This is a genomic window from Neobacillus niacini, assembly GCF_019749295.1.
GTDB lineage: Bacteria > Bacillota > Bacilli > Bacillales > Cytobacillaceae > Neobacillus > Neobacillus niacini_D.
Genome location: NZ_JACWFG010000001.1, coordinates 397,908 through 410,271, shown reverse-complemented (window position 1 = coordinate 410,271; position 12,364 = coordinate 397,908). Strand labels below are relative to the sequence as shown.

The following is a 12,364-nucleotide window of genomic DNA, read 5'->3' as shown; positions in this document are numbered from 1 at the left end:
ATTTTTTTTATTAGGATGGATGATGGTATACTACTCATATTGGAATGAATATGGTTGATCAGAAAGGAAGTACTTAAATGGAGATTTTAAATCTCTCATTATCAGCAACGAACCGATTTGCTTCTAATTATCTAGAGAAATCTCCTGATGTTCTGTCTTTTTTTCATTATCGCTTTAATGACTTGAGTGAAGATCAGAAAAGATTGGATGAAATAAGCAATCGAAACTTTCCGCGTGAAAAAGTAGCTGATCACATTGAGAAATTTATGGAGCGTTTTCCATCATCAGAAGCAGTTAATAATTCACTTGCAAAACTAAAACAATTGAATAGTGTCGTTGTCATAGGCGGTCAACAAGCAGGCATTCTTACAGGTCCTCTTTATTCAATACATAAAATTATCTCAATTATTAAATTAGCTGAGGAAAAAGAGAGACAGCTGGGAGTTCCAGTCGTCCCTGTATTCTGGATCGCAGGAGAAGACCATGATTTTCACGAGGTAAATCATGTGTTTATGCCTGTAGAGCGAAGAGTAGACAAATGGTCTTACCCAGAAAAGGTTAAGCAAAAGATAATGGTCTCGGATATTACCCTTGATAAAGATGTCTGCAGGGAGTGGGTAATTAATCTTATTGAAAATTACGGAGAAACCAATTACACAAAAGAGTTGATTGCGTTTGCAGAAGATGCATTAATGAAATCGTCTACCTTTGTTGACTTTTTTGCCAGCATTGTGATGGAGCTCTTTAAGGATTACGGTTTATTAATCGTTGATTCAGGTGATAGTAAATTCCGCCAATTACAAAAGGTTAACTTCTCACAGCAAATTGAGAACCATAGAGAGATTACAAATAATTTACTAGAACAGCAAAGTGTTATAGGGAAAAATGGTTATCCTATCACAATTGATTCACATGAGAATGCAGCTAATTTATTTTATTGCCATCCAAAATCAAATGAACGAATCCTGCTGGAATATGATTTAATAAATAATACATTTGTAGGGAAAAGTGGAGCCGTCTCATTTACAAAAGATGAATTAATACAAATTGCCAATCAAGATCCTGCAAAACTGAGCAATAATGTGGTGACTCGACCCATAATGCAAGAGTTGCTTTTTCCAACACTAGCGTTTATTGCAGGACCAGGTGAAATTTCTTATTGGGCTGAATTAAAGCTTGTCTTTGAACATTTTAATATTAAAATGCCGCCGATTGTCCCAAGATTAAACATTACGCTGGTAGAAAGAGCTGTCGAGAGCGAAATAAATGATCTTAATTTAGAACTTTCCGAGGTATTAAGCAGAGGAAGTGTGGAAGAAAGAGACCGTTATCTGGAGTCAATTAAGGATAAAGAGGTTGCTGAACTATTTTCTTCACTAAAATCTCAATTATTAAAGCAGTATCAGCTTATTGAAATGAAAACAAATGAGCTGGATCGCAGTTTAATACCTTTATTAAAGAAAAATGAAAACTATTTAGTAAAGCAAATTAATTTTATGGAAACAAAACTGGAAGAATCAGTAAAGTCAAAGTTTGATGTGGTTCTTAATAAGTTTAACCGTATTGATTTATCATTGCGTCCGGATGGTTTTCCTCAAGAGCGAGTGTGGAATATATTCTTTTATTTAAATCAGTATGGAACTAATTTTATTAAAGAATTAATGGAACTTGAGTTTGAATTTGATGGTCGTCATAAGGTAATTAAACTTTAAAGAAACTTCACTTATTCAGTGAAGTTTCTTTTTTTTTGAATAAATTTTCTGGATAAAAAAGGATTTGGGGAAGTTAGCAAGAATAATTTATAAAATAAGTGGAGGAAAGTGGGGGAATGTGGTACATTTTATATAGAAAGTGGGGGTACCGGGTATGTTTATGGGTGAATACCATCATAGCATTGATAATAAAGGCCGTATGATTGTGCCATCCAAATTCCGCGATGATCTTGGTGAGATGTTTATCATCACACGCGGCTTGGATCAATGTCTATTTGGTTACCCATTATCAGAGTGGGCGCTGATTGAGGAAAAACTTAAAGGCCTGCCACTGACAAAAAAGGATGCCCGTGCATTTACCCGATTCTTCTTTTCTGGTGCAACAGAGAGTGAACTGGATAAACAAGGAAGAATTAATATCCCAGCACCATTGCTTCAGTATGCAAAATTAGAAAAAGAATGTGTAGTTTTAGGAGTTTCCAATCGAATTGAAATTTGGAGTAAACAAATTTGGGAGGACTATTTCGCGCAGTCTGAAGATTCTTTTGCTGAAATTGCGGAAAATATGATTGGTTTTGATATATAATGGACAAGTTATTCTATTATAACTTGCGTTTTATATCGTTCGATTGGAAAAGGTGATAATAATGTTTGAACACACAACTGTATTGCTGGATGAAGCCGTTAATGGGTTGAATATCAAACCAGATGGCACTTATGTTGATTGTACTTTAGGAGGAGCCGGCCACAGTTCCTTGATACTTTCAAAACTTACTGAAAACGGAAAATTGTTTGCCTTTGATCAAGACGAAATCGCTATTGCGCATGCAAAAGAGAAATTGTCACGCTACGGTGAACAACTAACAATAATAAAAAGCAATTTCTTATACATCCAGGAAGAACTTGAAAGACTTGGGGTTAAAAAAGTTGACGGTATTCTGTATGACCTTGGTGTCTCCTCTCCTCAATTAGATACGCCAGAAAGGGGCTTCAGTTACCATCATGACGCACCTCTGGATATGAGAATGGATAATGAAGCAGATATTTCAGCCTATGACGTTATTAATCACTGGTCTTATGAGGATTTGGTCAGAATCTTTTTTCGCTACGGAGAAGAGAAGTTCTCTAAGCAAATTGCTCGAAAAATAGAGGCTAGGAGAGAGATTAAGCCAATAGAAACTACCTTTGAGCTGGTTGAACTTATTAAGGAAGGTATTCCTGCACCTGCAAGAAGAAAGGGCGGACATCCAGCCAAGCGGATTTTTCAGGCAGTCAGAATTGCGGTTAATGATGAATTAGCTGTTTTCGAAAAGTCCTTACATAAAGCAATTGATATTCTCCACCCGGGTGGAAGGATAAGTGTTATTACTTTTCACTCATTAGAAGATCGGATATGTAAGGCTGCTTTTAAGAAAGCAAGTGAATTGCCAGAATTACCGCATGGCTTACCTGTAATTCCCGAAGAATTCAAGCCTGATTTGAAGTTAATTACTAGAAAGCCAATTCTTCCAACAGAAGAAGAATTAGAACATAATAATCGTGCTCGATCTGCAAAGCTTCGGATTGCAGAAAAAAATATAAAATAAATTATGTGGAGGGGAAAGAATGAGTAGTCTTGCCAGGAAATTTCAGCAACAACAAGAAGTAGAAGTGACAGTACAGGAGAAACGTATTGTAAAAACAAAAAAGCACTGGCTTACACCTGGGGAGAAAATAATCGGAGTAGTATTTACAGGGTTGGTTTGTTTTGGTGCCGTCAACCTCATCTCGAATCAAGCGGAAATTTACCAGGTAAATAAGGATATTCAAGAGGTTCAAACCTCGATTAATGAAATTACAAAGGTCAATAATGACTTGCAGGTACAAGTAAGTGAACTTAGTACGTATGAACGTCTTTGGGAGAAAGCAAAACAAATGGGGCTTGTTATCAACGAAAATAACGTCAAGGTTGTGCACGAGAAATGAACAAGAAACAGCCATATATGAATTTCGGAGCAGCCGGTTTATTTGCATTATTCGGCCTGCTCTTTTTTATTTTGCTCTTTAGATACTTTTCAATTCAAATCACTGGTGAGGTTGGTTCCCAGCCGCTTGCAGCAAAGGCTCAGCAAAAATACAACAGAACAGGGAATTTAGAGGGTGCAAGAGGCGTCATTTATGATACAAAAGGAGAAGTTATTTCTGAGGATACCACTGCTTATACTTTAATTGCTATTTTAGATAAGAAGATGACAACAAGCCCCAAAAAACCAAACCATGTAACAAATCCAGAAAAAACAGCTAGGGAATTAGCAAGGTTTATTGATATGGAAGAATCTGAGATTTATAGTATTCTAACGAAAGACCTTTTTCAGGTTGAATTTGGGAAAGCGGGCAGGGATATTTCTCACCAAATCAAGAAGGAAATTGAAGAACTTAAACTTCCTGGTATTACCTTTAAACGTGATTCGAAAAGATTTTATCCGAATGGAATATTTGCATCTCACCTGATTGGTTATGCTGACAGAATTGAGGAGAAAGATGGAACTTACAACTATGTTGGCAAAATGGGCATTGAAATGACCTTGAACGAGGAGTTAACAGGTAAGGATGGAACGATAAATTATGAAAGTGATCTTTGGGGGTACTTACTTCCGAACGGAGAACAAAAAGTTACCCCTGCCAAGAACGGGAATGATGTGTATTTGACATTAGATAAAAAAATTCAAACCTTCTTGGAAGATGCCATGAACAAAGTAGTGGATGAATATAACCCTAAAAAGATTATCGCCATTGTTGCTGATCCTAAAACAGGTGATATCTTAGCGATGGGGCAAAGACCATCCTTTCATCCAAAAACAAAAGAAGGAATCGATAATAGCTGGCATAACGAAGCAATTGAAACCTCTTTTGAGCCTGGTTCGACGATGAAGATATTTACGCTTGCAGCGGCTATAGAAGAAAATAAATTTGATCCCAATGAATTATTCCAATCTGGTTCTTATAAAGTAACATCAAAAGATAAACCGATACATGATCATAAAAGAGCTGGCTGGGGAACCATTTCCTATCTTGAAGGGGTTCAGCGTTCTTCGAATGTTGCTTTTGCAAAACTAGCAAATGAAAAACTAGGATTTGATAAGTTTCGTGAATATCTAACGAAATTCGGCTTTGATAAACCAACCGGGATTGACCTGCCTTCGGAAACATCCGGGAAAATCCAATATACTTGGCCAGTTGAAAAAGCAACTACCGCTTATGGACAGGGTACAGCGATAACGCCTATTCAACAAATTCAAGCGGCGACTGCTGTTGCAAATAATGGGAAAATGATGAAGCCTCAAGTGATTGATAAAATCGTTAACCATGATACTGGAGAAATCATTAAAGATATTAAACCAGAGGTTGTTTCGTCTCCAATTTCAGCTGAGACCGCCAAAGAAGTCCGTGATATTCTTGAGACGGTTGTGACTAACAAAAAAACAGGTACAGGAACTCGTTATCAAATTGACGGCTATAGTGTTGCAGGGAAAACAGGAACTGCAAGCATTCCTGATCCAAAGGGCGGTTATTTAACCGGACAAGAAGATTATATTTTTTCATTCTTAGGAATGGCCCCTAAAAATGATCCAAAATTAATTGTATACGTTGCTATCCAACAACCAGAGATAGACCACTATTCGATGGGGTCTATTCCAGTATCGATGGTTTTTAATCCAGTAATGAAAAATAGTTTACAGTATTTAAATATTCAGCCTTCACAGCAAGAAAAAGCTTCCACTACAAAGCTGGGTGATTTAGATGGACAGAGTGTAACTGAAACAATTAAGCAGCTTGAGAAATCAGCTCTAGAAGTGGTTGTTCTAGGAAAAGGTTCAAAAGTAACTGGCCAAATTCCGGCACCTGATACAAATGTTCTTGAAGGTGAGAAGGTTATTATCAAAACGGGTGGTGATTTGGAAGCACCCGATATGACAGGATGGTCACTAAGGGACGTGATGAAGGTTGCTAAACTATCAGGTGTAAAACTAAATTCTACTGGCAGCGGGTATGTTGTTAAGCAAAATATTGCCGAGGGTGCAGTCTTACACGATGGGGATTTCCTGATTGTTGATTTAAAGACTCCAGAAGAAGTATTGATGTTAGAAGAAGAAAATAAGGAAGCCGATGAAAATAGTGAGGAATCTGAGGGAGAACTAGAGAATGTCCCGCTAGATTAATAATAGGTGCACGAACGGGTTTAGTGATCGTTCTATTCAAATAGGTACAAGCATATAAATGAACGAGTAGGATAAAGGAGGCTCGTTCATTTTATGCGTGTTTCAAATGTTACTGTTCGTAAAAGGTTAATGATTGCATTGTTCGCAGGAATTCTAATCTTTCTAATCATTGATGTACGCCTTGGTTATGTACAGTTTGTTCTAGGTGATATGTTGACTGGTCAAGCTAAGGGTTCGTGGAGCAGGAATATTCCTTTTGAACCAGAGCGCGGCGAGATAATAGACCGGAATGGTGTCCCGTTAGCAACAAATATTAGTGCTCCAACTGTATATGTGGTACCAAGGCAGGTAAAAGACCCAGCCGCAACTTCAGAAAAACTTGCTGCAGTGTTAAATATTCCAAAAGAAAATGCTTATAGACAAATTACTCAGGGTCAATCGATAATAAGGATAAAAGAAGGAAGAAAGATTTCTCATGAAAAAGCGAAAGAAATCAGGGCTTTAGGACTTGAAGGGGTTTATATTGGAGAAGACTCAAAGAGACATTATCCGTTTGGAAGCTATCTCTCGCATGTTTTAGGATTTTCGGGGGTGGACAACCAGGGGTTAATGGGATTAGAACTTTACTATGATAAAGAGCTAAGCGGTGAAAGAGGTTCGGTTAAGTTTTATGCCAATGCCAAGGGAGAAAGAATGGACGATATGGCTGACGACTACGAGAAGCCTGTTGATGGACTAGATTTAAAGCTTACAATTGACACGAAAATTCAAACAATTATTGAGAGAGAACTTGATATTGCGGAGGCGACCTATAACCCGGATGGGATTATTGCTATTGCGATGAATCCAAATAATGGGAAAATACTTGGAATGTCGAGCCGTCCAACGTTCGATCCAGCTAATTTCCGAAATGTTCCACAAGAGGTTTACAACCGAAATTTACCGGTATGGTCAAGCTATGAGCCTGGTTCCACCTTTAAAATCATCACGCTTGCCGCTGCCCTTGAGGAGGGGAAAGTGAACCTTGAAAAAGAACATTTTCATGATCCAGGTTCGGTAGAAGTTGCTGGTGCCAGGCTGAAATGCTGGAAACGAGGCGGACATGGAAGCCAGACCTTCTTAGAAGTAGTCCAAAATTCATGTAACCCGGGATTTGTAGAATTAGGTCAAAGGTTAGGTAAAGATACACTTTTTAAATATATAAAGAATTTTGGTTTTGGTCAGAAGACTGGTATTGATTTAGCCGGAGAAGGCTCAGGGATTTTATTTAATTTAGATCGAGTAGGTCCGGTGGAATTAGCTACAACCGCTTTTGGGCAGGGCGTTTCTGTTACCCCTATCCAACAGGTTGCTGCCGTTGCGGCAGCGGTAAACGGCGGGACTCTTTATAAGCCATTTATAGCAGAAGAGTTAATTGACCCTGTCACGAAGGAAGTGGTCATGCGAAATGCTCCTGTTGAAAAACGGCGGGTAATATCTGAAGAAACGTCCAAGGAAATTCGTCATGCCTTAGAAAGTGTTGTTGCTCAAGGTACAGGATTTCGAGCATTTGTTGATTCCTACCGGATTGGCGGAAAAACCGGAACAGCACAAAAAGCGCAAAACGGACGATATTTAGAAAATAACTTTATCGTTTCTTTTATGGGCTTTGCTCCTGCAGATGATCCTGAAATTGTGGTCTATGTGGCAGTCGATAACCCTAAAGGCGGACTCGTCTTTGGGGGAACCATAAGCGCTCCTATCGTGGGCAGTATCATGAAGGATGGCCTTATGGCAATGGGAGTAAAACCTAGAAAAGACCAAATTGAAAAAGAATTAAGATGGCCAGACACTCCGCCAATAACCATTCCTGACTTAACAGGTTTAACGAAACTAGAGATTACGGAACAGATGTTAAATCTTAAAATTGACGCAAGTGGTGAAGGTGATATTGTTGTGAGACAATCCCCTGAAGCTGGGGCAAAAGTAAAAGAAGGTTCAACAATAAGACTTTATTTTGGTAAAGAGGAATAATTAAAGAAATTAAACTCTTTAAGTTAGGCGGCCGGAATGAATTCCGCCGCCTATTTTTTTGAAAAACAAAAAGGTAAATGGCATTCTAGTTTGTTTTGCTGTAAAATAAGGTGAATCTTTTTTAGAAGAAATTTTAAGGTGAATATATAGTTTGTCTTGTAAAAGGTAAGAGAGGATTTGAGATTATGAAACTAATTGATTTACTTCAACATTTGCACCTCCTAGTTCCTTATCAAGGAACTAATCCTGAAATCACGTCTATTGAAAACGACAATCGTAAAGTGCAAAAGGGAAGTTTATTTATTTGTATTAAGGGATATACCGTCGATGGTCATGATTATGCTGAGTCAGCTGTGAACAATGGAGCTGCCGCAGTACTAGCTGAAAGGGAACTTCCTTTATCCGTACCAGTAATCATCGTAAAAGATACAACTCGAGCGATGGCCGTGCTCGCTGATGCTTTTTATCAGCATCCCACAAAAAAAATGCATCTTATCGGCATAACAGGTACAAATGGAAAAACAACGACTAGCCATTTAATTGAAAAAATATTTTCTGATGTAAATCGCTGCACAGGTTTAATAGGGACCATGTATACGAAAATCGGTGATCAGAAGATTGAAACAAAAAATACAACACCAGAAAGTCTTGTCCTCCAAAAACATTTTCATCAAATGCTGGAGGCGGGTGTTGATACAGCCATTATGGAGGTTTCTTCGCATGCCCTGCATATGGGAAGAGTCCATGGTTGTGATTATGATATCGCTGTGTTTACAAACCTCAGTCAAGATCATTTAGACTATCATAAAACAATGGACGAATACCAGCACGCTAAGAGTTTATTATTTTCTCAGCTTGGAAATACATTTGACCCAAATAAACCCAAATATGCGATTTTAAATGCAGATGACTCTGCTTCAGAAATGTATCGTAAATCAACTGCAGCCCATGTTGTTACATATGGTATTGATAATGATGCAGATTTCCATGCAAGAAATATCCGGATGACTTCTGCGGGGACTACTTTTGAAATAGTAATAAAAGAGAAGAGTTATCCAATCAATATACAATTAATTGGGAAATTTAGTGTTTATAATGTCTTAGCTAGTATCGCAGCTGCTTATGTTTCAAAAATTCCGATGAATAAAATAATCGATTCCATCGAAAGTGTTAAAGGAGTAGACGGAAGATTTGAGCTTGTAAATGCAGGACAGGAATTTACCGTAATTGTAGATTATGCTCATACACCAGATAGTTTAGAAAATGTTTTAAAAACGATACAAAGCTTTGCGCAAAAGAGGGTTTTTGTAATCGTTGGGTGTGGAGGCGACCGGGATAAAACCAAACGGCCATTGATGGCTGAAATTGCCTGTCGCTATGCAAGTGATCCTATCTTTACCTCAGATAACCCAAGAAGTGAAGACCCTTTAGCTATTCTTAAAGATATGGAAAATGGTGTTCCAGGAAAAAAATATATCACGATTCCTGATCGGAAAGAGGCTATTGGTACGGCGATTAACAATGCTGCAGATGGTGATGTTATCTTAATAGCAGGCAAAGGTCACGAAACATACCAGATTATTGGCAGTGAGGTTTATGATTTTGATGACCGAGTCGCAGCTCGGGAAGCTATCGAGGAGAGATAGAATGTATTTAGCATTTAATGACTTAGTAACGTTATTCCCGGATTTTAAGGGTGTACGAGAGGCGGACCATAGATATATTACTGTAACTGATCAAGCAGGCATAATGCAGACCAGGGGCCTTTATATACCTTTAAATGATAACTCTGGAGAGCTTTTAGATGCAATTGCAAATGGTGCTATTGCTGCTGTCTGGGATAAAGGGAAACCTGTACCAAGGTATACCCCCAATCATTTTCCAATCTTCTTTACTGACAAACCAGTAAGTGGAGTTATAGATTTGCTGCAATTTTATTTTGAAAAATTAAATGGAGATAATGAAGAGAAAATGGATATAACAAAATTCGTATTTTTAGATAAAAAACTTCTCAAAGAAAATAAAGAAACATATGATATAGCTGTACTGTTAGAAAAGATAGCTAAGATTGAAAGGAGGGGATAGAATGCTGGAGCAAGTTATTTTTTTCACAATACTAATGGGCTTTTTGATAACGGTTTTGCTTTCTCCCATTTTTATTCCCTTCTTAAGAAGGTTGAAATTTGGACAAAGCATTCGAGAAGAAGGCCCTAAGTCTCATCAGGTAAAAACAGGGACTCCAACGATGGGCGGAATCATGATTTTATTTTCGATTATTATAACGACTCTAGTGATGACTGGAAAGTTTTCAGAACCGACTGTTAAAACATACCTATTAATTCTTGTAACCTTTGGTTTTGGTTTACTTGGCTTTTTGGATGATTTTATCAAAGTGGCACTAAAGCGTAATTTGGGCTTAACCTCCAGACAAAAGCTGTTAGGACAAATTATTATATCCGTTATTTTTTATCTAGTTTATAAACAAAATGGGTTTCCTACAGACGTTACGATTCCCGGTAGTGATTACTCCATTGAACTAGGCTGGTTTTTTGTGTTTTTCATTGTCTTTTGGCTTGTAGGATTCTCAAACGCAGTCAATCTAACAGATGGATTAGATGGATTGGTTTCTGGGACAGCTGCAATTGCCTTTGGTGCTTTCGCTGTTTTAGCCTGGAATCAATCTCAGATGGAAGTTGCGATATTTTCAGTTGCTGTAGCTGGGGCCCTTTTAGGATTCCTGGTATTTAATGCGCATCCTGCAAAGGTTTTTATGGGTGATACAGGGTCATTGGCGCTTGGCGGTGCCATTGCAACGATTGCCATTTTAACTAAGTTAGAATTACTATTAGTCATTATTGGCGGAGTATTTGTAATTGAAACTTTATCGGTTATTTTACAGGTCATTTCTTTTAAAACAACGGGTAAAAGAATATTTCGAATGAGTCCGCTTCATCACCATTACGAGCTGCTTGGCTGGTCGGAATGGAAGGTTGTTGTAACTTTTTGGAGTGTTGGGTTAATATTAGCGATACTAGGTATCTATATTGAGGTGTGGTTATAGTTGAAACAGATAAATACGTATCTTCATAAAAAAGTTCTTGTCCTCGGTTTAGCAAAGAGCGGCGTGACTGCTGCAGCACTTTTACATAAGCTAGGTGCGTTCGTGACGGTAAATGATAAAAAACCATTGTCGGAGAATCCTGAAGCCCGGGGGTTATTAGAGCAAGGAATCAAAGTTATTTGTGGAGAACATCCAGTAGAACTCCTTGACGAAGGATTTGAATTAATCGTTAAAAATCCAGGTATTCCCTATCAAAACCCCATTATTGAAGGTGCTCTTGAAAAAGGTATTCCTGTATTAACAGAGGTTGAACTTGCCTATCAAATATCAGAAGCGCCCTTCATAGGTATTACCGGGACAAATGGTAAAACCACAACGACAACACTTATTTTTGAAATGTTGAACGAAGGTAAAAAGAAGCCTCTAATTGCCGGTAATATCGGAACGGTAGCTTCAGGTGTTGCGGAGGAAGCTGCACCTGATAATAACATTGTTATCGAATTATCCTCTTTTCAATTAATGGGGATAGAGACTTTTTGTCCAAAGATAGCAATTATTACAAACCTTTATGATGCTCATTTGGATTATCATGGGACTAGAAAAGAGTATTATCAAGCAAAAGCTAATATTACTAAAAATCAAACTGACTCTGATTATTTTATTTATAATGCTGATCAGCAGGCTGTGCTGGAAATTGCTGAACATACTCAAGCCGCCGCTATTCCGTTTTCAACAAAACGTGTCCTTAAAGAAGGTGCTTATATAAGTGATGGCTGGATTTGTTTTAACGGAGAGAAAGTAATGATAGTGGATGAAATTGCTCTTCCTGGTGTTCATAATCTTGAAAATATCTTATCTGCCATGGCTGCTGCAAAGTTAACGGGTGTTAGTAATGAAGCAATTCAGGACGTACTTAGAACGTTTACAGGTGTTAAACACCGCCTGCAGTACGTAACGGAAATTGATGAAAGAAAGTTTTATAACGACTCAAAGGCAACAAATATTCTTGCTACTATACCTGCGTTACAGGCTTTTAAGAGCCCAATTATCTTGTTGGCAGGCGGACTAGACCGTGGAAATGAATTCGATGAATTAATACCGTATTTAAAGAATGTGAAAGCATTAATTTCTTTTGGCCAAACTGCTGCTAAAATTCAGCAGGCTGGGGCAGAAGCAGGAATAAAACAAATTAACACTGTCGATAATGTTGAAAAGGCCGTGCCGGTTGCTTTTGAATATTCAGAACCAGGCGACGTTATTTTGTTATCTCCTGCATGTGCAAGCTGGGATCAATATAAAAGTTTTGAAGTCAGGGGAGACATTTTTATCGAAGCGGTGCATAAGCTTAAGTAAGGGCTTGTCTTACAAGGAGTTACCTT

The 12,364-nt window shown here is 38.0% G+C and carries 10 protein-coding genes; all 10 read left to right on the top strand.

Features of this window, described 5'->3' with window-relative positions:
- The first annotated feature begins 77 nt into the window (after positions 1–77).
- The 10 genes from bshC (at position 78) to murD (ending at position 12,338) form a co-directional block, all read left to right on the top strand.
- Entirely contained in the window at positions 78–1,712 is a 1,635-nt protein-coding gene (gene bshC, locus H0184_RS01835) for a bacillithiol biosynthesis cysteine-adding enzyme BshC (RefSeq protein ID WP_221820234.1), read from the top strand.
- Between the two features lie 154 nt (positions 1,713–1,866).
- Complete coding sequence (gene mraZ / locus H0184_RS01830) at positions 1,867–2,298, top strand: division/cell wall cluster transcriptional repressor MraZ (RefSeq protein ID WP_221820231.1); 432 nt, start codon at positions 1,867–1,869, stop codon at positions 2,296–2,298.
- Between the two features lie 61 nt (positions 2,299–2,359).
- Positions 2,360–3,298, top strand: coding sequence for a 16S rRNA (cytosine(1402)-N(4))-methyltransferase RsmH (gene rsmH, locus H0184_RS01825; protein WP_221820230.1), 939 nt, complete (start codon positions 2,360–2,362; stop codon positions 3,296–3,298).
- Positions 3,299–3,317: 19 nt separating this feature from the next.
- Positions 3,318–3,677 carry a cell division protein FtsL gene (gene ftsL / locus H0184_RS01820; protein ID WP_221820228.1) on the top strand — a complete coding sequence of 120 codons (360 nt, stop codon included), beginning with the start codon at positions 3,318–3,320 and terminating at the stop codon, positions 3,675–3,677.
- Positions 3,674–5,911: a penicillin-binding protein gene (locus tag H0184_RS01815; protein WP_221820226.1), complete on the top strand. Its 2,238-nt coding sequence runs from the start codon at positions 3,674–3,676 to the stop codon at positions 5,909–5,911. The genes ftsL and H0184_RS01815 overlap by 4 nt, the downstream gene beginning before the upstream one ends.
- A gap of 93 nt (positions 5,912–6,004) precedes the next feature.
- On the top strand, positions 6,005–7,924 hold the full coding sequence (locus H0184_RS01810; protein WP_221820224.1) for a stage V sporulation protein D: 1,920 nt from the start codon (positions 6,005–6,007) through the stop codon (positions 7,922–7,924).
- A gap of 185 nt (positions 7,925–8,109) precedes the next feature.
- On the top strand, positions 8,110–9,570 hold the full coding sequence (locus H0184_RS01805; protein ID WP_221820222.1) for a UDP-N-acetylmuramoyl-L-alanyl-D-glutamate--2,6-diaminopimelate ligase: 1,461 nt from the start codon (positions 8,110–8,112) through the stop codon (positions 9,568–9,570).
- A 1-nt stretch (position 9,571) separates the two neighbouring features.
- A complete protein-coding gene (locus H0184_RS01800; protein WP_221820220.1) occupies positions 9,572–10,009 on the top strand; it encodes a hypothetical protein in 438 nt (145 codons plus the stop codon).
- 1 nt (position 10,010) lies between these two features.
- Positions 10,011–10,985 carry a phospho-N-acetylmuramoyl-pentapeptide-transferase gene (gene mraY / locus H0184_RS01795; protein ID WP_221820218.1) on the top strand — a complete coding sequence of 325 codons (975 nt, stop codon included), beginning with the start codon at positions 10,011–10,013 and terminating at the stop codon, positions 10,983–10,985.
- The gene (gene murD, locus H0184_RS01790) at positions 10,986–12,338 is read left to right on the top strand and encodes a UDP-N-acetylmuramoyl-L-alanine--D-glutamate ligase (protein ID WP_221820216.1); all 1,353 of its coding nucleotides are present in this window, start codon (positions 10,986–10,988) and stop codon (positions 12,336–12,338) included.
- Positions 12,339–12,364 lie beyond the last annotated feature (26 nt).